The sequence below is a fragment of the Streptomyces sp. NPDC030995 genome (assembly GCF_055571215.1).
Window position 1 is genome coordinate 70182 of record NZ_JBVIFS010000004.1, and the last position, 19771, is coordinate 89952.

General features: G+C 72.4%; 18 protein-coding genes. 7 read left to right on the plus strand and 11 right to left on the minus strand.

Annotation, left to right across the window (positions count from 1 at the left end):
- Window positions 1-12: 12 nt before the first annotated feature.
- Entirely contained in the window at window positions 13-1350 is a 1338-nt protein-coding gene (locus ACZ45T_RS08745) for an MFS transporter (RefSeq protein ID WP_468438894.1), read from the minus strand.
- A complete protein-coding gene (locus ACZ45T_RS08750) occupies window positions 1347-1988 on the minus strand; it encodes a GntR family transcriptional regulator (RefSeq protein ID WP_468438896.1) in 642 nt (213 codons plus the stop codon). Before ACZ45T_RS08750 ends, ACZ45T_RS08745 begins: the two co-directional genes overlap by 4 nt.
- Window positions 1989-2118: 130 nt before the next feature.
- On the opposite strand from ACZ45T_RS08750, the gene ACZ45T_RS08755 reads away from it, so the two are divergent.
- On the plus strand, window positions 2119-3318 hold the full coding sequence (locus tag ACZ45T_RS08755; protein ID WP_468438898.1) for a DUF418 domain-containing protein: 1200 nt from the start codon (window positions 2119-2121) through the stop codon (window positions 3316-3318).
- Here ACZ45T_RS08755 and ACZ45T_RS08760 read toward each other — a convergent pair.
- The gene (locus ACZ45T_RS08760) at window positions 3302-3628 is read right to left on the minus strand and encodes a protease inhibitor I42 family protein (RefSeq protein WP_468438900.1); all 327 of its coding nucleotides are present in this window, start codon (window positions 3626-3628) and stop codon (window positions 3302-3304) included. The two genes, ACZ45T_RS08755 and ACZ45T_RS08760, sit on opposite strands and share 17 nt — an antisense overlap.
- 29 nt (window positions 3629-3657) lie before the next feature.
- Window positions 3658-5556, minus strand: coding sequence for a C1 family peptidase (locus tag ACZ45T_RS08765; protein ID WP_468438902.1), 1899 nt, complete (start codon window positions 5554-5556; stop codon window positions 3658-3660).
- Between the two features lie 232 nt (window positions 5557-5788).
- On the opposite strand from ACZ45T_RS08765, the gene ACZ45T_RS08770 reads away from it, so the two are divergent.
- The 4 genes from ACZ45T_RS08770 to ACZ45T_RS08785 all read left to right on the plus strand — a co-directional run bounded on the left by ACZ45T_RS08770 (window position 5789) and on the right by ACZ45T_RS08785 (window position 10476).
- Window positions 5789-7924: a protein kinase domain-containing protein gene (locus ACZ45T_RS08770; RefSeq protein ID WP_468438904.1), complete on the plus strand. Its 2136-nt coding sequence runs from the start codon at window positions 5789-5791 to the stop codon at window positions 7922-7924.
- Window positions 7925-7952: 28 nt separating this feature from the next.
- The gene (locus ACZ45T_RS08775) at window positions 7953-8690 is read left to right on the plus strand and encodes a hypothetical protein (RefSeq protein WP_468438906.1); all 738 of its coding nucleotides are present in this window, start codon (window positions 7953-7955) and stop codon (window positions 8688-8690) included.
- A gap of 75 nt (window positions 8691-8765) precedes the next feature.
- Window positions 8766-9971, plus strand: coding sequence for a DUF1266 domain-containing protein (locus tag ACZ45T_RS08780; protein ID WP_468438908.1), 1206 nt, complete (start codon window positions 8766-8768; stop codon window positions 9969-9971).
- An 82-nt stretch (window positions 9972-10053) separates the two neighbouring features.
- Window positions 10054-10476, plus strand: a complete 423-nt coding sequence (locus ACZ45T_RS08785; RefSeq protein ID WP_468438910.1) for a PPOX class F420-dependent oxidoreductase — start codon at window positions 10054-10056, stop codon at window positions 10474-10476.
- Window positions 10477-10584: 108 nt separating this feature from the next.
- On the opposite strand, the gene ACZ45T_RS08790 is transcribed toward ACZ45T_RS08785, so the two are convergent.
- From ACZ45T_RS08790 to pdhA, 6 genes are all read right to left on the minus strand, one after another.
- Window positions 10585-11001 (minus strand): hypothetical protein, encoded by a 417-nt coding sequence (locus ACZ45T_RS08790; RefSeq protein ID WP_468438912.1) that lies wholly within the window; start codon window positions 10999-11001, stop codon window positions 10585-10587.
- Between the two features lie 373 nt (window positions 11002-11374).
- Window positions 11375-12313: a GNAT family N-acetyltransferase gene (locus ACZ45T_RS08795; RefSeq protein WP_468438914.1), complete on the minus strand. Its 939-nt coding sequence runs from the start codon at window positions 12311-12313 to the stop codon at window positions 11375-11377.
- A gap of 75 nt (window positions 12314-12388) precedes the next feature.
- Window positions 12389-12760 carry a hypothetical protein gene (locus ACZ45T_RS08800; protein WP_468438916.1) on the minus strand — a complete coding sequence of 124 codons (372 nt, stop codon included), beginning with the start codon at window positions 12758-12760 and terminating at the stop codon, window positions 12389-12391.
- 91 nt (window positions 12761-12851) lie between these two features.
- Window positions 12852-14261 carry a dihydrolipoamide acetyltransferase family protein gene (locus tag ACZ45T_RS08805; protein ID WP_468438918.1) on the minus strand — a complete coding sequence of 470 codons (1410 nt, stop codon included), beginning with the start codon at window positions 14259-14261 and terminating at the stop codon, window positions 12852-12854.
- 12 nt (window positions 14262-14273) lie between these two features.
- Window positions 14274-15254 carry an alpha-ketoacid dehydrogenase subunit beta gene (locus ACZ45T_RS08810; protein WP_468438920.1) on the minus strand — a complete coding sequence of 327 codons (981 nt, stop codon included), beginning with the start codon at window positions 15252-15254 and terminating at the stop codon, window positions 14274-14276.
- On the minus strand, window positions 15254-16453 hold the full coding sequence (gene pdhA / locus ACZ45T_RS08815) for a pyruvate dehydrogenase (acetyl-transferring) E1 component subunit alpha (protein WP_468438922.1): 1200 nt from the start codon (window positions 16451-16453) through the stop codon (window positions 15254-15256). The genes ACZ45T_RS08810 and pdhA overlap by 1 nt, the downstream gene beginning before the upstream one ends.
- Before the next feature lie 323 nt (window positions 16454-16776).
- Between pdhA and ACZ45T_RS08820 the strand changes: the two genes are divergently transcribed.
- Window positions 16777-17436, plus strand: a complete 660-nt coding sequence (locus ACZ45T_RS08820) for a response regulator (protein WP_468438924.1) — start codon at window positions 16777-16779, stop codon at window positions 17434-17436.
- A 107-nt stretch (window positions 17437-17543) separates the two neighbouring features.
- Window positions 17544-17960 carry a pyridoxamine 5'-phosphate oxidase family protein gene (locus ACZ45T_RS08825; RefSeq protein ID WP_468438926.1) on the plus strand — a complete coding sequence of 139 codons (417 nt, stop codon included), beginning with the start codon at window positions 17544-17546 and terminating at the stop codon, window positions 17958-17960.
- 82 nt (window positions 17961-18042) lie between these two features.
- On the opposite strand, the gene ACZ45T_RS08830 is transcribed toward ACZ45T_RS08825, so the two are convergent.
- The gene (locus ACZ45T_RS08830; protein WP_468438928.1) at window positions 18043-19623 is read right to left on the minus strand and encodes a protein kinase domain-containing protein; all 1581 of its coding nucleotides are present in this window, start codon (window positions 19621-19623) and stop codon (window positions 18043-18045) included.
- Window positions 19624-19771 lie beyond the last annotated feature (148 nt).

Here is a 19771-nt window from a genome sequence, read left to right on the forward strand (position 1 = left end):
TGCGCCGCCGGCTCAGGCCAGCGCCCGCCCCGGTTGCGCCGGGACGGCCCCGGGGGCCGCGCCCTGGCCCGGGATCGCCGCGCTGGCGCGGGCGCGTTCGCGTTCGCGCTCGCGCTCGCGGGCCAGGGTGCGCCCCCGCAGGCGCAGGATCTGGGTGATGCCGACGGCCTCCAGCACGAACACCGTCGAGAAGGCGATGCGGTAGTCGTCGCCGGTGGCGTCCAGCAGGATGCCCACCGTCAGCAGCGTGGTCATGGAGGCGATGAAACCGCCCATGTTGGTGATCCCCGAGGCGGTGCCCTGACGCTCCGCCGGGTTGGCCGGGCGGGCGAAGTCGAAGCCGATCATCGATGCCGGGCCGCAGGTGCCCAGCACCAGGCACAGGGTGATCAGCAGCCACATCGGCGCCCGGTCGCCCGGGTAGACGAGGACCGCGGCCCAGAGGAGGGCCGTGAGGCCGACCGTGCCCAGGGCGAGCGGGATCCGCGCGGACTGGCGGCGCCCGACGATCTGGCCGTAGACCAGTCCGAGCGCCATGTTCGAGGCGACGACCAGCGTCAGCAGCCCGCCCGCGGTGGTCCGTGCCAGGCCCTGCGCCTCCACCAGGAACGGCATGCCCCACAGCAGCAGGAACACCATCGCCGGGAACTGCGTGGTGAAGTGCACCCACAGGCCGAGGCGGGTGCCGGGTTCGTTCCAGGACTCCCGGATCTGGCGCCGTACGAAGCCCGCGCCGCCGCCCCGCGGCGCGGCTTCCGGCTCGTGCCCCTCCGGGTTGTCGCGCAGGAACAGCACCAGCGGGACCAGGACCACCAGCCCCGCCACCGCGCTGCCCGCGAAGGCCGGCACCCAGCCGACCCCGTGCAGGACGGGCGCGAGGACGAGGGTGGAGACGAGGTTGCCCGCCATGCCGACCAGCCCGGCCAGCTGCGCCATCAGCGGCCCGCGCCGGGCCGGGAACCACCGGGTGCCGAGCCGCAGTACGGAGATGAAGGTCATCGCGTCGCCGCAGCCCAGCAGCGCACGGGCGGCGAGGGCCATCCCGTAGGAGGGCGAGAGCGCGAAGCCGAGCTGGCCCGCGGTGAAGAGCACCGCGCCCAGCGTCAGCACCTTCTTCGTGCCGAGCCGGTCGACCATCAGGCCCACCGGTATCTGCATGCCCGCGTAGACGAGCAGCTGGAGGAGGGAGAAGGTGGCCAGCGCGGAGGCGTTGACGTGGAAGCGGTCGGCGGCGTCGAGGCCGGCCACGCCCAGGCTGGTACGGAAGATCACCGCCACGAAGTAGACGGCGACGCCGATGCTCCAGACGGCGACGGCCCTGCGCCCGCCGGGAGGATCGAGGGCGCTCACCGGGCGTCCCCGCGCATCAGGGTTCCGACCCGGCCCAGGTGCCCCCGTACGCAGGCGGCCGCCCGGTCCGCGTCGCCCTCCCGCAGCGCCGCCAGGACCTCGCGGTGTTCGACGAGGTTCTGCGCGACCCGGTCCGGGTGGGCGTGCATCACCGCGACGCCCATCCGCAGTTGCCGGTCGCGCAGTTGGTCGTAGAGGCGGGACAGGATCTGGTTGCCGGCATGCCGGACGATCTCGGCGTGGAAGCAGCGGTCCACGGCCGCGAACGCCGCCAGGTCGCCGCTGTCCGCGTGCCGCTCCTGCTCCCGCAGCAGTTCCTCCAGCCGCGCGAGGAGTGCGGCCGGGGCCGGGACGGCCCGCCGTACGGTGAACTCCTCGACCAGCAGCCGGGTTTCGACGACGTCCGCGATCTCCTGCGCCGACACGGGCAGGACCAGCGCGCCCTTCTTGGGGTAGAGCCGGATCAGCCCCTCCGTCTCCAGGCGCAGCAGCGCCTCGCGCACCGGCGTGCGGGAGACGCCCACGGCCTGCGCGACCTCGCCCTCGGTGAGGAGCGTGCCGCCCTCGTACCGGCGGTCGAGAACGCCCTGCTTGATGTGCCGGTAGACGCGGTCGGCGGCGGGTGCGGGTGCTGGCATGGGCACAGGATAGATACATGTCGTGTACAGCCTTGGCGCGTCTCAGCATCCAAGACTGCATCGAAGGATGTACGGCGGGTTCGTCCACCGGCACGACGTACACGGCCCCGCGCGCCGGGACGCTGGATCCATGGCCGACACCCTGCTCGCCCCGGTGGTCCCGAAGACCGCCCGGCTCCCCCTCCTCGACGTCCTGCGCGGCGCCGCCATCCTCGGCACGCTCATGACCAATGTCTGGATCTTCGCCTCCCCCGGCTCGGAAGGGAGCGTGCTCCAGGGCGGGCTCTCACTCCCCGACCCGATCGCCGACCCGTCCGCCGCCACCATCGCCGAAACCGTCTTCCGCTTCCTCGCGGACGGCAAGTTCCTGGCGCTGCTGACGGTCCTGTTCGGCGTGGGCCTTGCCATCCAGTACGACTCCGCCGCACGCCGCGGCGACCTTTGGCCCGGCCGCTACCCGCGGCGCGCCGCCTTCCTCTTCGTCGAGGGCACCGTCCACTTCGTCCTCGTCTTCGCCTGGGACGTGCTGATGGGGTACGCGGTGACCGCCCTCCTCGTCGCCTGGCTGCTGGCCCGCTCCGAACGGGTGCGGCGCGTGGCCATGTGGACGGCCGCGGGGGTGCACCTGACCCTGGTCGGCCTGGTCACGCTGGGGGCCCTCGCCGACACCGGCGGCTCCGACACCGGCGGCGCCCCGGCGAAGGCGCCGGACGCGGATGTCGTCGAGCTGTACGCCCACGGCGGCTACGGCGCCCAGATCGCCTTCCGCCTGGAGCACTTCGCCGCGCTGCGCATCGAGCCCGTCTTCTCCTTCGGACTGCTCGTCTTCCTCTTCCTCCTCGGTGTGCGCCTGCACCGCGCGGGCGCCTTCACCGCCACCGCGGGCGGCCGGCGCATCCGGACCCGGATGGCCGCCTGGGGCCTCGGCCTCGGGCTGCCCCTGAACGCCGCGACCACCCTCGGCGGCGACGACTTCTACGTCCTCGGCCGCTACGGCGCCGCGCCGCTGCTCGCCCTCGGCTACATCGGCCTGATCGGCGTCGCCCTCGACCGCCGCCGGCTCCCGAAACCCGCGACGACCGCCCTCGCCTCCGTCGGCCGCACCGCCCTGTCCTGCTACGTCGCCCAGAACCTGCTCTGCATGCTGCTCTGCTACGGCATCGGGCTCGGCCTCGCGGAGCGGCTGGGCGGCAGCGGCCCCTGGTGGGTGATCGCCCTGTGGGCCGGGGTCTCCCTCACCCTGGCCGCCGGCTCCCGGCTCTGGCTGCACCGCTTCGACCGCGGCCCGCTGGAAGCCGTACAGCACGCCGTGCTCAGGGCGCGGCGGTGATCTCCACGTCCAGCACGAACTCGTCGTACGGGGCCTCCTGCGGGTAGGGCGGCCGGACCTGCGCGAAGCGGATCCGGGCCCGCCCGCCGCCCGGGGGACGCCCCCGTACGACGTACGTCCGCTCCACGGCCGCCCCGGGGAGCGGCGCCGCCACCGCGGGCGGCGCCACTGCGGGCGGCGTCTCTGCCACCGTCACCAGGTCCGCGTCCCCGGTGACCTGCCAGGTCCACACGTACCCGCGCGCGCCGCGGCCGGTGAGCCGCAGCTCGTACGGCTCACCGGGGCTCAGCACGACGCTCCGTACCTCCACGCCCGCCGGCTCCTCTCCGTAGTCCGGACTCACACGGGGCCGATGACCGGCCCCTCGTGCCAGCCCGCGCCGTCCCGCCAGTAGTGCTGGAGGCGGCGGTCGGTGCGCAGGACGATGACTTCCAGGTTGAACCCGAAGCTGCCCTGGAGCATCCCGGTGACGGCGGCGACGTCGTGCCCGAAGACCGCGCTGCGTCGCCAGGCGGAGCCGCCCGCGTTGCCGCGCCACCAGTGCTCCACCTGCCCGCCGGCGACGGCCACGCACAGCTCGTAGTTCCCGGCGGTGTCCTCGTCCGCGGCACCGTACTGCCCCTCGATCAGGCAGGGTGCGCAGACCGCTGCCGTGCCGCTGCCGAAGACCTCCCCGGCGCGCCAGGCGAAGCCGTTCGGATCGTCGCGCCACCACAGCTGCATGCGGCCGTCGGTGCGGGCGGCGACCAGGTCCAGGTGGCGGGAGCGGGTCTGCACGAGGGCGGGCCCGTAGTGGGCGATGCCGGAGGCGAAGCGGCCGCCGTCGTTCCAGGTCCAGGGGGCGCCGTTGATGCGCCACCAGTGGTTCAGGCGGCCGTCGGCGGTGCGGACGACCACCTCGAAGTTGCCCGGCTTGCCGTAGTCGCTCTGGATGAAGGCCGGGGTGGATCCGATCGCCGCGTCGCCCGGACCGAAGGCGCCGCCGTCGCGCCAGACGCCGGCGGACTGCTCGTAGTACCAGTGGCGCAGCCGGCCGCCGGTGGTCACGTGCAGGGACTCCATGTTCCGGTTGTAGGTGGTGCCGGTGAAGGCGGGCTGGCCGGAGGCGTCGCCGGCGAAGGTGCCGGCGCGGGCCCACGCGAAGGGCGCGTCGCCCTCGCGCCACCAGTGCTGGAGACGGGCGCCGGTGGTGGTGGCGAGCAGCTCGAAGTTGCGGTGGGCGCGGCCGTTGCCGCTCTCGTAGACGTTGCCGGTGTGCAGGCGGCGCTTGGTCCACGGGTCGATGTTGGTGCCGCGCAGGCCGCACTTGGCCCAGTAGTCGATGTTGACCTCGCCGTAGGCGATCCGGCCGTAGCCGCCCACGTGGTAGCCGGTCCCCCAGGAGTTCTTGAACAGCCAGCAGCCGGCCGCGTCGTCGTAGCCGACGATCAACACGCAGTGGCCGCCCGCGAGATGGTCGCTGGTGCGGTGGTACACCCCGGAGCCGAGGCCGAAGAAGTCGTCGTACACGTCGAAGCAGGCGGTCAGCGGGCCGACCGTGTCCAGCCAGACCTTCTGCTGCTCGACGTCGCCGAGCCGGACGTAATCGGTGATCCGGACGGTGCGGCCGGAGCGGTCCCAGCTGGGCGTGTACTCGGCGCGCCAGGCGTCGCGGCGGGCGGCGGGGAGCCCCGCGGGCGGGGTGCTGTACGGCCAGCAGTCCGGGTCGGCGAGCCCGCCGTTGCCCCTGATCCAGTCGAGCGCGGTCTCGGGGTTGGACCCCTGGCCGCAGGTGAACCTCAAGCCGTCGTGCACATCGCCCTCGGAGCGCTCGGCCCATACGTCGTGCTCGATGCGGGCCATGGACTCCACCAGGCCCGCGGCGCCGAAGGCCCAGCAGGAACCGCACGGGTTCTGGTCCTTCACCTTGGTGATCCACGGCCAGCCCCAGCGGCTGCGCCAGTCGACGGCGGCGGGCCGGGCCGCTCCGGCCGTCGGTGCACCGGCGCCCGGTATCAGCCCGTGGGCGGCCCGGCGCCGGGTGAGGTGCGGATTGCCGCTCTCGTGCCCGATGAGCGCCCCCAGGTCCAGGGGCGCCACGGCCTCGGCGGGCGTCAGGTTCGTCCCGGGCACGAGCCCGAGCGAGGGCCGCGGCACGGGCTCCTCGTCGGCGAGGTGCTCGCTCACGGACCACCGCGCCCCGTACGCGATGAGCTGCGCCCGCAGCTCCCCCACTGTCTGGACAGACTCCTCCGGCATACCGGCCCCCCAGTGTGCAACCGCTCGGATGCGAGACCCGCGAGCGTCTCCCTGCCGCAGGGACCCGTCAAGGGGGTCCGCACGGTCGCGCGGTGGCACGGGGGGCGTGCCGGCGGCGTCGGCCCGCGCGGCTCCCCAACGCCCCGTGGAACCACGGGAGTACACGGCCCGTCACGCATTGGCCTTCGATAGAGTGCGGCAGCCATTCCGGGGGACAGGGGAGCCGCATCCAGTGGAGCTCAGCGAGCAGGCCGTGCCGGGCGTTACCCACGTAGGTCACTACGAGGTGGAACGGGTCCTCGGCGCGGGCGGCATGGGGATCGTCTACCTCGCGGTCTCGCCGTCGGGCCGGCAGGCGGCGGTGAAGGTGATCCGGGAGCAGTACGCGGCGGACCCGCTGTTCCGGGTCCGCTTCGCGCGAGAGGTCGAGGCCGCCAGGGCCGTGAGCGGGGCGTTCACCGCCCCGGTCATCGACGCCGACACGAGCGGTGGCGAGCCGTGGATGGCGACCCTGTACGTGCCGGGCCCGACGCTCGCCGAACAGATCGCCGCAGGCGGGCCGATGGCCGCCGACGAGGTGTGGCAGCTGGCCTCCGGCCTGGTCGAGGCGCTACGGGACATCCACCGCGCGGGACTCGTCCACCGGGACCTCAAGCCCGGCAACATCCTGCTGGCCGAGGACGGCCCCCGGGTCATCGACTTCGGCATCTCGCGCGCCGCCGACTCGGACGCCCTCACGCAGACGGGCGTGGTCATCGGGACCCCGCCCTTCATGGCCCCCGAGCAGTTCCGCACGCCGAAGGAGACCGACCGGGCCGCCGACGTCTTCGCGCTCGGTTCGGTGCTCGCCTATGCGGCGACCGGCCGCAGCCCCTTCGAGGCCGAATCCGCCTATGCGATCGCCTGGAACGTCGTACACGAGCCGCCCGCGCTCGACGGCCTGCCGCAGTCGCTGTTGCCCATCGTCGGGCCGTGCCTGGCGAAGGAGCCGGCGGCCCGCCCGACGGCGGACGAACTGCTCGCGCTGCTCGGCTCGCGGGCCCACCGCAGGAAGTCGGGCCGGGCCGCGCCGCCCGTACGCACCGCAGGCCCGCGGCGGCGCGTCAAGGCGGGCGTGGCGGCGGGCATCGCCCTCACGGTGGCGGCGGCCTCGGCCACTGCCTGGGCCCTGTACCCGGACCGGCCGCCCAAAACCCCGCCCGCGGCCGTCTCCCCGTCGCCTTCGGCAGGGCCGGCGCGGGAGGCCGCGGCGGCGATGGCACCCGGGGGGTGGGCCCGGTGGGAGACCCCGATCCCGCAACGAGCCAAGAACCCGGGCCCCGAAGCGGAGCTGGGCAGCTGCCTCGGAACCGGCAAAGACGTCCTCTGCGAAGGGCACGTGGGCATCGTTCAGTTCGACGGTGGCACCGGCGCAGTCATCCCCACGGCGGCCGACGGCATCAAGGACAGCCTCCACCTCCTGGCGGTCGCGCCTGCCACCGGCCTCGCCTACCTCATGAAGCCGGACAGAGGCGTGGAGGGCGGGGAAGCGCCGTCGGGCACCCTGTTCGCCCTGGACACCAGTACCGGGACGTTCCGCTGGCAGCGGCACCTCACGGACACCGCCGGCGAGGAGGCGTTCTTGGCGGGGGACACCCTCGTCACGTCGAACGGACGGGAGAACCCGGTCCTGCGCGCCTGGAGCGCTGCCACCGGAGAGCCGCTGTGGACACGGAAGTTCACCGAGTACACCAACGTCCAGCTGTCCGGCCTCGTGAACGGACTGTTCGTCGAGGGGTTCAAGGCAGGCGTGGGGGACGAGATCGAGGCCGTGCTGCTACGGCTCTCGCCCGCGGACGGGAAGACCCAGTGGCAGCGCCCCGTCGACCAGCGTTTCGCCGTCATCGGCGGCAGGCCGGGCACCCTGGTCGCCGTGACCGCCCCGCCGGGCAGGCAGGGACTGGAGGCGCGCAAGGTACTCCAGCTCTCGGCGGCCGACGGCAAGGATCTTCCCGGCCCGGCCGACATCCAGGTGACCAGCCGGGCCGTCGTCACCGACTCTGCCGTCTTCGACCTCCGCGAGGACGGGCAGCTGCGCGCCGTCGACCTCACCGGCGGCAAGGAACTGTGGGCCGAGTCCACCGGCACGGACCCCCTGCAGGGGCCCGTGGTCCAGGACGGCCGGGTGTACGTCCAGACCACGAACGGCGAGATCGTCTCCAGGGACGCGGAAACAGGGCACGAGCTGTGGCGCAGCGCCCCGCGCAGAGACCCCGAGAAGTCGACCCGGTCCGGCCTCAACCGACCCATCACTCTGATCGTCCAGGGCAGCACCGTCTACAGCACTTCGTCCCGAGGCACCGTCTTCGCCCTCGCCCCACCCCGGTAGGCAATCGACTGGACGTACGATGCCGTCCATGATCCCCCTGTCCGTGGACACCACCTCGCAGAGCTATGCCGCCGGACAGGTCTTCGGGACGTTCGCCGTCGGCGCCGTCGCCATCGCGTTCCTCTGGCGCCTCACCAGGTCCTGGCGCAACGCCGAGGAGGAGAGCGCCCTCCCGCCCGCCGAGCGCAAGCGCCTGCGCGGCAACCGCCACCTGGTCATCGTCGTCGCGACGGTCTTGATCGCCGTCGCCGCTGGGGTGAAGGCCAAGGCCTCGTACCACCCGGGCAGCGCCCCGCAGGAGACCGCGCAGGCGGTCACGCTCGGCGCGCCGGACGGCTTCTCCGGCTATCGGCTGCTCACCGCCGACTCCGCCGAGCGCAACGCCATCGAGGCGAAGGCAGCCGGCAGGAAGAACGGACAGCGCTGGTACTACGACAAGGACGGGGACGGGCTCGTACACGTCTTCCTCTTCGTCACCACCATCGACTCGGACCCCAGCCTGCGCAAGGCGAAGCAGAACGGCACGATCGAGAAGCAGTTCCGCGACGTCTTCACCACCGCGAAGGCATCCGACGTCACGACGTTCGAGCCGGGTCCGACCGGCGGGCGTCTGAGCTGCGGACACGTCGAGGGCCCGGACGGCCCCCAGTCCATCTGCGCGTGGAGCGACGACACCACCTTCGGCGGACTCAGGCTCGCGGACACCGCCGACCTCCCCGAAGCGGCGAGGACGACCACCGCCCTGCGCGCGGCCCTCGTGCGCTGACCGTCCCCGGGCCGCACGACCGGGAAGACCGCATGGGCCGAGCAGGCCCTCCGGGCGCCCGTATAAGGTCCCCGTATGGGGATCTGGATCGCGCCGAGCGTCATCGAGAGAGAGCTGTACGAGGCCAAGACCGCCGGCGACTGGGCAGCGTACTTCGACGTCCTCGCCCGCGCGCAGCTCTACCTCGCGCAGCCCCGCCTGCAGGCCGACGCGCATCCCGAGTCGCTCTTCTTCCACGCCACCCCGGACCGCATGCTCGTCGTCCACACCGCCGGCATGCTGCCCGCGCCCACGCCCGAGACGGTCTACGAGTCCCGGAGCCTGGGCTGGTACTCCAAGGTCTGGGCCCCCACCGATCCCGCCTTCCTCGCCGTGAACCCGGGCTCCCCCGCCGAGGCCTACCTCACCACCACCCCCGCCGACCTGGCCCGCTGGCGCGCGCACGCGGACGCCGCCCCCTCCTACGGCCTGCCCGACGGGAAGGTCCACGCCCTCTTCACCGGCGGACCGCTGCACGGGCCGATCGCGCACGGCCTGGCCGTCGGCGGCCATCTCGCCGTGTCGAACGGCGAGTTCTGGAACTCCATCGCCTACCACGGCAACGGCTACCACCGCGAGCGCCGCCGCCTCGAGCAGTGGTGGGGCATCACCGACCGGGCCGACTGGCTCGCCACGCTGGAGCAGCTCCTGAGCGCCGGCATGGTCAGCCCCGTGTGGGAGTACGCGCTCCGCGTCCGCCGCGTCCTCGCCTCCGACTTCGCCGGGCCCGTGGACGTCGAGCACTGGCGGCACGCCGCCGAGGCCAGCCTGCGCCGCAGCGCCGAGCGCTCCGCCGAGCCGCAGCTCACCCCCGACGGGGTCACCGTCGCCCAGCCGCGCCCCACCGCCGAGGTGGAGGGCGAGATCGCCGGCGTCAAGCGCCTCATCGGCCGCATAGCCCGCTACGAGCAGCGCTTCCGGGCCGACGGGCTGCTCCCCGAGGACGGCTGGGTCCGCTCGGTGGAGGGCTGGGACATCGGCCGGGCCTCCCAGATGGCCCGCTGGGGCGTCGGCTGCCGCTTCGGCACCCTCCACGAGGCGGAGAAGGCCGTGCAGCGTGCCGGGGAGGCGGCCCAGCGGACGTACCGCTCGTGGGCGGAGTTCTCCGCCGGGTACATCCTCGGCCGGTGCCTGCACTTCGACGAGGAGGAGTTCGGCACCTGGTACACGAGCGCCCTCGCCGGGCATCTCACGCTGACCACCGATCCGGCCAGCCCGTGGATCAACATCCCCTTCAAGTGACCACGTGACCGGCGTCGGGTCGTCGGCGGCCCCGGCCGAAAACCGGCGGCGGTCCCACCCGGCCCCGACTAGCCTCGCCGCCATGACTGTTGAGCTGAACGAGACCGTGCGCGCGCTGCTCGATTCGCCGCACCCCGCCGTCCTGTCCACCATCAACCCCGACGGCAGCCCGCAGAGTTCGGTGATCTGGGTGACCCGTGACGGTGGCGAGCTGCTGATCTCCACCTCGCAGGGCCGCCGCAAGGAGCGCAACATCGTCCGGGACGGGCGGGTCGGCCTCACCGTCTTCGACCTGGCCAACCCCTTCCTCTACGCCGAGATCCGCGGCACGGCCACCGTCACCGAGGACATCGGCCGCGAGGTGGCCGTGCGCATCGCCGAGGAGTACCTCGGCCCGGGCGGCGGCAAGGAGTACCGGGACGCCCCGGCCGAGGACGTCCGCGTGGTCGTGCGCATCACCCCGACCAAGGTCCTCGGCAACGCCGCCCGCGGGACCGACCGCTAGACCGACCGCCAGACCGCCAGACCGCCGGACCGCCGGGACGCCGGACCGACCGCCAGACCGCCCGTACTGAGCCCCGACAGGCCTGGAGGCTGTACAACGGGCTCCCACTCACGGCAGGTGGGGCCGGGCCGCCGACCATGCGTCGACCGCCTCCGCGAGGGGGCCCGCGGCCGGGAGGTGGGGGCGTACGAGGGCCATCCGGGCGATCAGGATCTTGATGCGGCGCAGGTGCAGGATCCGGGGGTGCGGGAGGTCGCGCCAGCCGCGGGCCTGCGCCACCGCCGCCTCCGGGGTCAGGTCGATCAGGTCCAGCAGCTCCCGGCACAGGGCGGCCGGGTCGCCGCCGCGCTCCGGGCCGAAGGTACGGATCAAGTAGCCCCGTACGGCGGCCAGTTCGGCCGCCCGGGCCAGCTCGTCCGCGCCCTCGGCCCGCGCGCAGCGGTACGTCGCGGCCAGCGCCACCCGGCCCCAGCGCAGCCGGACCTCGTCGGGCCCGCGCTCGTCCTGCATCCGCCCGACCGCCATGACGCGCAGGGTCCGCGGCGGCGGCTCGTCCTCCAGCGGCGGGCCGGTGGCCAGCCAGGCCTCAGCTCCTCCAGCGAATGTCCCTCGGGCGGCACGGAGGTCAGCACCTGACCCCTGCTGAGCAGCGCGACCACGGTGCCCGTGAGGTGGACCTTCGCGATGTGCCCGGCCCCGAAGGAGCCGACGGGCCGCCCGTACCGCTCGATGCGGCGCAGCCAGAGCCGGAGTTCCCCCGCCGCGTAGACCTGCCCGGTCCGCGCCACGCCGCCGACGCACCGGACCACGCACACGCCGCCGGTGACGTCGGCCTCCTCGACGGAGTACACCTGCAATTCGGCGATGGACACCCCGACCCCCTTCCCCGGGCGGGAGGTTACCGCCCCGAGGGGCCTTCCAGGACGAGGCGGATCTCCGAGACCTGGTACCCGGCACGGTCGAAGGCGGCGGCCATCGGGGCGTTGACGGTGTCCGTGGTCGCGGTGATGCGCTCCGCGCCCTCGGCCGCGTGGAAGCGGGTGATCTCGCCCAGGATCTCGTCGATCAGGCCCTGGCCGCGCTGCTCCGGTACGACGCCCAGGTAGCCGACGTTGCGGTGGTACGGGGTCGCCGAGGGGATCGCCATGCCCGCCAGGGTGCCGTCCGGGAGGTGGGCGAGGCGCCACCAGGAACGCTCGCCGGGGCAGTCCAGGTAGAACTCGATGTCCTCGCGGGCCAGTTGTTCCGCGTCCATCGACCGGAGCTCGGTCTGCGTGTGCAGGTCGAGGCTGCCGGCCGACAGGCGGACGAAGGCGTCCAGGAACTCCTCGTCGGTGCCGTCGCGGAAGAGGAGCCGCCCGGTGGGCTCGGTGGTCCCGGCCTGCGGGGTCCACTCGTAGCGCAGCCGCTCGATCTCGGACGTCAGGCCGGTCTTGTACGCGGCCTCCTGCCGCCAGGCGACCGCGGCGGCCAGCTCCGGCTCGGCCCGCCAGCCGCGGGGCAGGGAGATGTTGTAGACCGGCAGGTTCCCGAAGGCGGCGTGCCCGGCCGCGAGCAGCCCGGCGGCCACGGCGGCCGGGTCGGCCACCGAGGCCCGCACCTGGAGGCAGTCGAGCGCGATGGGCCGCTCACTGTCGGCGCGGCCCCACCACAGGGCGCGGGCCAGGATCTCGCCGTGCTCGTCCTCGGCGAACCAGATCCACTCGGGGCGGAACTGGTTCCCGGCGAGCTCCTCACGGATCCGCTCGGCGGTGAGGGCGGCGACGGGGCCGTCGGCCGGGTAGGCGACGGCGCGGTCGATGTCTGCGGGGTCTGCGGTGGCAGCGCGAAAGATCATCCGGAGATGATCACACGCCGCCTTCCGCGTGCCGAGTGATTTCATCGTGCGCACGGTCACAGCACAAGACACCCCCTAGATCGCGTACGGATACAGCTCGACCGCCGGCGTCACGAACGTGATCCGCTCCCCGGGCGAGGGGACCGCCTCGGCCTCCCAGTCGACCAGGACGATGTCCGCCGCGAGCCGGAGCGCCACCACACCGTCCTCGTCCACCGAGTCCACCACCGCGCATACCGTCAGGTCCGACTGCGGAGCACCCGCCAGGACGTCGGGAGAGTCAGCGGGCCGCCACGTCGTGACAGGCTCCGGGACGTCGAGCTCCACATGCGAGGTGCCGTCGGGGGGCAGGTCTCCGTGCCACCGTCCCCACGCCTGCCCCGCCGAACTCGTGAAGGTCACGTCGCCGGGGCTGCCGGGAATTGCACGGATGTCGACGATCTGCACGGGCCTCACTTCAATCCGAGCGGGACGCGAAAGCCGATGACCGGCCTCCACGGGGGAGACCGGCCATCGGCGGTTGGTGCGGGGTGTGCCGCTACGACCAGGTGATCAGGCGGCGGGGGTGTTCCAGGACCGCCGCGATGTCGGCCAGGAAGCGGGAGCCGAGCTCACCGTCGATGAGACGGTGGTCGAACGACAGGGCCAGGGTGGTGACCTGACGCGGCTTGACCTTGCCCTTGTGGACCCACGGCTGGAGCTTGATCGCACCGACCGCGAGGATCGCGGACTCGCCGGGGTTCAGGATGGGCGTACCGGTGTCGACGCCGAAGACGCCGACGTTGGTGATGGTGATGGTGCCGTTCTGCATGTCGGCCGGGGAGGTCTTGCCGTCGCGGGCCGTGGCGACCAGCGAGGACAGCGACTCCGACAGCTCGCCGAGGGTCTTGGCGTGGGCGTCCTTGATGTTCGGGACGATCAGCCCGCGGGGGGTGGCCGCCGCGATGCCCAGGTTGACGTAGTGCTTGAGCACGATCTCCTGGGCCGCCTCGTCCCAGGACGCGTTGACGTCCGGGTTGCGGCGGATGGCCACCAGGACGGCCTTGGCGATGAGCAGCAGCGGGTTGATGCGCAGCCCCGCGAGGTCCGGGTCGTCCTTGAGCTCCTGGACCAGCTTCATCGTGCGCGTCACGTCGAGCGTGATGAATTCGGTGACGTGCGGCGCGGTGAAGGCCGAGCCGACCATGGCCTGGGCGGTGACCTTGCGGACGCCCTTGACCGGGATACGGGTCTCCCGCGCGGACGGCTCGACCGGCGCGGCCGAGGCGGCCGGAGCCGCCACCGGGGCCGGTGCGGCGACCGGTGCGGGCGCGGCCTGCGGGGCGATCGCCGCGGCGGCCGCCGCGTGGACGTCCTCCCGGGTCACGACCCCGCCGTCGCCGGTGGGGACCACCGCGGCCAGGTCGATGCCGAGGTCCTTGGCGAGCTTGCGCACGGGCGGCTTGGCAAGCGGCCGCTCGCCGGCCGGCTGCGCCGGGACCGCGGGGAGCACGGGCGCGGCCGGAGCCGGCGGAGCGGCCGGAGCGGACGTGCCGTTCTGCGCGGCCACGGCGGGCGCGGGGGCCGCCTTGCGCGGGCGGCGCTTGGTGGAGGCCTCCGAGACGCCGTAGCCCACCAGGACGGGCTGGCGGGCCGCCGGGGCGGCCGGCTCGGCGGCGGCGGCGACCGGAGCCGCGGCAGCAGCCACCGCCTCCGGCTCGGCGCCGCCCTCGGTCTGCACGGAGATGATGACCTGGCCGACGTCGACCGTGGTGCCCTCCTCGAAGAGGAGCGCGTGCACGACACCGTCGAACGGGATCGGCAGTTCCACGGCGGCCTTGGCCGTCTCGACCTCGCAGACGACCTGGCCGTCGGTGACCGTGTCACCCGGCTGGACGTACCACTTGAGGATCTCGGCCTCGGTGAGGCCCTCGCCCACGTCGGGCATCTTGAATTCGCGGATGGTCATGAACGTGGCTCCTCAGTACGCCAGCGAGCGGTCGACGGCGTCGAGCACCCTGTCCAGGCCAGGCAGGTACTCGTCCTCCAGGCGGGCCGGCGGGTACGGGGCGTGGAAACCGCCCACGCGCAGGACCGGCGCCTCCAGGTGGTAGAAGCACCGCTCCGTGATGCGAGCAGCGATCTCCGCGCCGACACCGAGGAAGACCGGGGCCTCGTGGACGACCACGAGCCGGCGGGTCTTCTCCACCGACGCCTGGATCCCGTCGAAGTCGACCGGGGACATCGAGCGCAGGTCGATGACCTCCACCGACTTGCCCTCCTCGGCGGCCGCGGCCGCCGCCTCCAGGCAGACCTTCACCATCGGACCGTAGGCGGCCAGGGTGACGTCCGAGCCCTCGCGCGTCACGCGCGCCTTGTGCAGCGGGTAGGGGATCGCGTCGACATCGACCTCGCCCTTGTCCCAGTAGCGCCGCTTCGGCTCGAAGAAGATCACCGGGTCGTCGCTGAGGATCGCCTGCTGGAGCATCCAGTACGCGTCGCTCGCGTTCGACGGGGAGACCACCTTGAGGCCCGGCACGTGGGCGAACAGCGCCTCCGGGGACTCGCTGTGGTGCTCGACCGCGCCGATGCCGCCCGCGTACGGGATGCGCACGACGACCGGCAGCTTGATCTTGCCGAGCGCACGGGCGTGCATCTTCGCGAGCTGCGTGACGATCTGGTCGTACGCCGGGAACACGAAGCCGTCGAACTGGATCTCCACGACCGGCCGGTACCCGCGCAGGGCCAAGCCGATGGCGGTGCCGACGATGCCCGACTCGGCGAGCGGGGTGTCGATGACCCGCTCCTCGCCGAAGTCCTTCTGCAGGCCGTCGGTGATCCGGAAGACACCGCCCAGCTTGCCGACGTCCTCGCCCATGATCAGGACCTTCGGGTCCGTGTCCAGGGCCTTGCGCAGCGACTCGTTGAGCGCCTTCGCGATCGACATCTTCTCGACAGCCATCAGTGACCCTCCTCGAAGGACGCGAGGTAGGCGGCGAACTGGGCGCGCTCCTCGTCGACGAGCGCGTGCCCGTCCGCGTAGACGTTCTCGAAGATCGCCATGGTGTCGGGGTCGGGCATGGCGCGCACGGCCTCGCGCACGCGCTTGCCCAGGGTCTCGCTCTCCGCCTCCAGCTCCGCGAAGAACGCCTCGTCGGCGCCGCCGCTGGCCAGCAGGTGGGCCTTCAGGCGCAGGATCGGGTCCTTCGCCTCCCAGGCCGCCGTCTCCTCGTCCCGCCGGTACTTCGTCGGGTCGTCGGAGGTGGTGTGCGCACCCATCCGGTACGTGAACGCCTCGACCAGGGTCGGGCCCTCGCCGCGGCGCGCCCGGTCCAGGGCCCAGCGGGTCACGGCCAGGCAGGCCAGCACGTCGTTGCCGTCGACACGGACGCCCGGGAAGCCGAAGCCCTGCGCGCGCTGGTAGAGCGGCACGCGCATCTGACGCTCGGTCGGCTCGGAGATCGCCCACTGGTTGTTCTGGCAGAAGAACACCACGGGGGAGTTGTAGACGGCAGAGAAGGTGAACGCCTCGGCGACGTCGCCCTGGCTGGACGCGCCGTCGCCGAAGTAGGCGATGACCGCGGAGTCGGCGCCGTCCTTGGCCACACCCATCGCGTAACCGGTCGCGTGGAGCGTCTGCGAGCCGATGACGATCGTGTAGAGGTGGAAGTTGTTGGTGTTCGGGTCCCAGCCGCCGTGGTTCACGCCGCGGAACATGCCGAGCAGGTTGGTCGGGTCGACGCCGCGACACCAGGCCACACCGTGCTCACGGTAGGTCGGGAAGACGTAGTCGTCGTCGTTGAGGGCCCGGCCGGAGCCGATCTGGGCGGCCTCCTGGCCGAGGAGCGAGGCCCACAGGCCCAGCTCTCCCTGGCGCTGCAGGGCGGTCGCCTCGCCGTCGAAGCGGCGGGTCAGGACCATGTCGCGGTACAGCCCGCGCAGGTCCTCGGTGGTGATGTCGGCGACGAAGGGGGCGAACTCCGCGTTTTCCGCGTTGTCGACCCGGTCCCCTTCGGGCGTCAGCAGCTGTACGAGCTGAGGTTCGGCGTTCTGCGTCTGCGCGGTGGCAGCGGTGGGCTTGGCGGCGTTGGCCGCGCCTGCCGCCCGCTTGGTGCCGCTGCTGCGTCGCGGCTTGCGCGCGGCAGTGCTCTCCACGGTCACGTGTGCTCCTCCGTCGGTCCGGCACCCGGGTTCTCCGGGGTCCAGTGCGGCTCACCTGGATCCGTGACGCGCGCACGGGGTGGGTGCGTCGCGTAGGGATTCAGGCGTGACAGGTGCCCCGGCGAGTGCCCTGCGCAATGCACGTTACCCAGTGCGCCGCATAACTGCGAAACCCCGTTTGACCTGCGATTTTGCTTGGATTTCCAAGTAAATCGACTGAAGCGGGAACAACCACTGGTCACAGCCTTGCAGGGGCCGGGAACAACGGCACGTTATCCCGGGTAACTCCGGCAGGGAAGGGGTGAGTGTGTGAAACTGACTTCGTGCGCGAAGACGGAAAAATCAAGGTATTCCTCCTGGACGACCACGAAGTGGTACGTCGGGGTGTTCACGAGCTGTTGTCGGTCGAACAGGACATCGAGATCGTCGGCGAGGCCGGTACGGCGGCGGACGCGCTGGTCCGCATCCCCGCCACCCGCCCTGACGTGGCCGTCCTCGACGTCCGCCTGCCGGACGGCAGCGGCGTGGAGGTGTGCCGCGAGGTGCGCTCCCAGAACGAGGACATCAAGTGTCTGATGCTGACCTCGTTCGCCGACGACGAGGCGCTCTTCGACGCGATCATGGCCGGCGCCTCGGGCTACGTGCTGAAGGCGATCCGCGGCAATGAGCTGCTGAACGCCGTACGCGACGTCGCCGCGGGCAGGTCCCTGCTGGACCCGGTGGCCACCGCCCGGGTGCTGGAGCGGCTGCGTGACGGCAAGAACGGCAAGGGCGACGACCGCCTCTCCAACCTCACCGAGCAGGAGCGGAAGATCCTCGACCTGATCGGCGAGGGCCTGACCAACCGCGTCATCGGCGAGCGGCTGCACCTGGCCGAGAAGACGATCAAGAACTACGTCTCCAGCCTGCTCTCCAAGCTGGGCATGGAGCGGCGCTCCCAGGCCGCCGCCTACGTGGCGCGCCTGCAGGCGGAGCGGCGCTAGCGGGGTCCTGCCCCCTGCGAGGTTTGTTCGATTCGGGACCAACGTCCCCGATCCTCGGGGCGGGCTCCTCTTTCGCGGCGACGCGCCGGTCGCGGACAGTGGTGGGCATGTCCCCAGAGGAACTCCACGCCATCGAACTGCTGCGCCGGGTGCCGTACGGCCGGGTGGCCACCAGCATGCGCGCGCTGCCCTTCCTCGCACTCGCCCGCCACATCGTGGTGGACCGAAAAGTCGTCCTGAGAATGCACGCCGGATTCGGCTACCACCAGGCCTGCAACGGCAGTGTGGTGGCATACGGAGCCGACAACTTCAATTCCCGGGACCCCCGGCTCTGGTCGGTCCAGTTCACCGGAACGGCGCAGGTCATCGAACCGACCACCGCCGAACTGGAACTCTTCGGACCGGGTCCGCATTTCGTGGACGGCGCCGTCTTCGACCCCGTCTACATGCGGATGGAACCCCAGTTCGTCACCGTGCACTCGCTCGCCGGAAATCCGGACCGGCAGTTCCAGCACGCGCTCTGACAATCCGACGGGTGGAAACGGGAACGGGCCCGGCGGAAACTCAATTCCGCCGGGCCCGTCCTCGTACGCCCGTGCCCGCGCCTCAGTCCTCGGACTCGGCGCCGTTGCCCGTCTCCGGGGGCTTCGTCGCCGGAGTCGTCGCGGGCTTCGTCGCCGTGGCCGTCGGGGGCTTCGTCGTCGCCGAGGACGACGCCGAAGCGGAAGCGGACGCGGAGTGCGACGCGGACGGCGAGGGCGACAGGCTGCTGCTCGCCGACCTGCTGCGGGTCGCCGTCGGCGAGTTGTCGCTGTACGAGGGCGAGTTGTCCTGCGAGCGCTGCGACGGCGAGGCGTCCGGGGAGGCGGACGTGCTCGGCTGGCCACCGGGAGTGGTCTGGGTGGTCTCCGGCGTCTTCTTGTCCTTGCTCACGGTGTTGACCGCGTAGGCCACGCCACCCGCGATCGCGATGACCGCGAGCACCGCGAACAGCCACATCTTCCACCGGCTGCCGTTGCCGCCGCGGTCGTCGTAACCGTCGTAGCCGCCGCCGTGGCCGCCCGGGCCGCCGTGGCCGCCGGGGAAGGCCGTGCCGTCGTCCGGGTTCAGCGGCGGCACCATGGGCTGCTGGAACTGCGAGGTCATGGCGTTCGAGGGGTACTGCTGCTGCCCGCCGGTCCCGCCCACGGGCATGGCCGTGGTGGCGGCGCCGCCCCGCCCGTGCGGCAGCGCCATGGTGACCGGGCCGGTGTTCCAGGTGCCGGTGTTCGGCCCCTGGTCGTGCAGCATCTGGAGCGCGTACTGGACCAGCCCGCGCATCTCCTCGGCGCTCTGGAACCGGTCGTCCGGGTCCTTCGCGAGGGAGCGCATCACCAGGCCGTCGAGCTCCTGCGGGATCTGGTGACCCTCCGGCAGCTGCGAGGGCGGCACGGGCGCGTCCTGAACGTGCTGGTAGACCACCGACAGCGGGGTCTCGCCGGTGAACGGGGGCCGCAGCGCGAGGAGTTCGTAGAGCAGACAGCCGGTCGCGTACAGGTCGGAGCGGTGGTCGACGGCCTTGCCGAGGGCCTGCTCGGGCGACAGGTACTGCGGGGTGCCCATGACCATGCCGGTCTGGGTCATCGTCGACTGCACGCCGTGCAGGGCGCGGGCGATGCCGAAGTCCATCACCTTGACCGCGCCGGTCTCGGTGATGATGACGTTCGCCGGCTTGATGTCGCGGTGCACGATGCCGTGCTGGTGCGAGTAAGCGAGCGCTTCGAGCACGCCCGAGGTGATGATGAGCGCCTGCTCGGGGCCCGGGGCCTCGGCGCTGATCAGCAGGTCGCGGATGGTGCGGCCCTCGACCAGCTCCATCACGATGTACGGGACGGTGTTCGGGCCGACCCGGTCCTCGCCCGAGTCGTACACGGCGACGACCGCGTGGTGGTTCAGTCCGGCGACGGACTGCGCCTCGCGCGTGAACCGGGCCTTGGACACCGGGTCCTCGGCCAGGTCGGCGCGCAGCAGCTTCACGGCGACGGTGCGGCCCAGGCGCACGTCCTCGGCCGCGAACACCTCGGCCATGCCGCCGCGGCCCAGCCGGTGCGTCAGCCGGTAACGACCGTCCCCCACCAGGCCGCCGGCGCCCCAGTGCTCAGGACCATCGGTCATCCCGGCGCCGTTTCCCTCGGGTTCGGGTGCCATCAGTCCTCGCCGTCGTATGTCTCGGCCGCCGCTCAGCGGTAGTCCTCTTCTTGGTGCTCCGATGAACGCTACAGCCTCGGAACCGGTCACCGTTCGGACAAGGCCACCGTGTGCACGTGTGGTCACGGAACGGGCACCTGGCTTGACG

What these genes read in the sequence shown, in the direction of transcription:
- ACZ45T_RS08750 (WP_468438896.1), bottom strand. Translation starts at nt 1,988, where the DNA reads ATGCCAGCACCCGCACCCGCCGCCGACCGCGTCTACCGGCACATCAAG.
- ACZ45T_RS08755 (WP_468438898.1), top strand. Translation starts at nt 2,119, where the DNA reads ATGGCCGACACCCTGCTCGCCCCGGTGGTCCCGAAGACCGCCCGGCTC.
- ACZ45T_RS08765 (WP_468438902.1), bottom strand. Translation starts at nt 5,556, where the DNA reads ATGCCGGAGGAGTCTGTCCAGACAGTGGGGGAGCTGCGGGCGCAGCTC.
- ACZ45T_RS08775 (WP_468438906.1), top strand. Translation starts at nt 7,953, where the DNA reads ATGATCCCCCTGTCCGTGGACACCACCTCGCAGAGCTATGCCGCCGGA.
- ACZ45T_RS08780 (WP_468438908.1), top strand. Translation starts at nt 8,766, where the DNA reads ATGGGGATCTGGATCGCGCCGAGCGTCATCGAGAGAGAGCTGTACGAG.
- ACZ45T_RS08785 (WP_468438910.1), top strand. Translation starts at nt 10,054, where the DNA reads ATGACTGTTGAGCTGAACGAGACCGTGCGCGCGCTGCTCGATTCGCCG.
- ACZ45T_RS08790 (WP_468438912.1), bottom strand. Translation starts at nt 11,001, where the DNA reads ATGGCGGTCGGGCGGATGCAGGACGAGCGCGGGCCCGACGAGGTCCGG.
- ACZ45T_RS08795 (WP_468438914.1), bottom strand. Translation starts at nt 12,313, where the DNA reads ATGATCTTTCGCGCTGCCACCGCAGACCCCGCAGACATCGACCGCGCC.
- ACZ45T_RS08805 (WP_468438918.1), bottom strand. Translation starts at nt 14,261, where the DNA reads ATGACCATCCGCGAATTCAAGATGCCCGACGTGGGCGAGGGCCTCACC.
- ACZ45T_RS08810 (WP_468438920.1), bottom strand. Translation starts at nt 15,254, where the DNA reads ATGGCTGTCGAGAAGATGTCGATCGCGAAGGCGCTCAACGAGTCGCTG.
- ACZ45T_RS08825 (WP_468438926.1), top strand. Translation starts at nt 17,544, where the DNA reads ATGTCCCCAGAGGAACTCCACGCCATCGAACTGCTGCGCCGGGTGCCG.
- ACZ45T_RS08830 (WP_468438928.1), bottom strand. Translation starts at nt 19,623, where the DNA reads ATGGCACCCGAACCCGAGGGAAACGGCGCCGGGATGACCGATGGTCCT.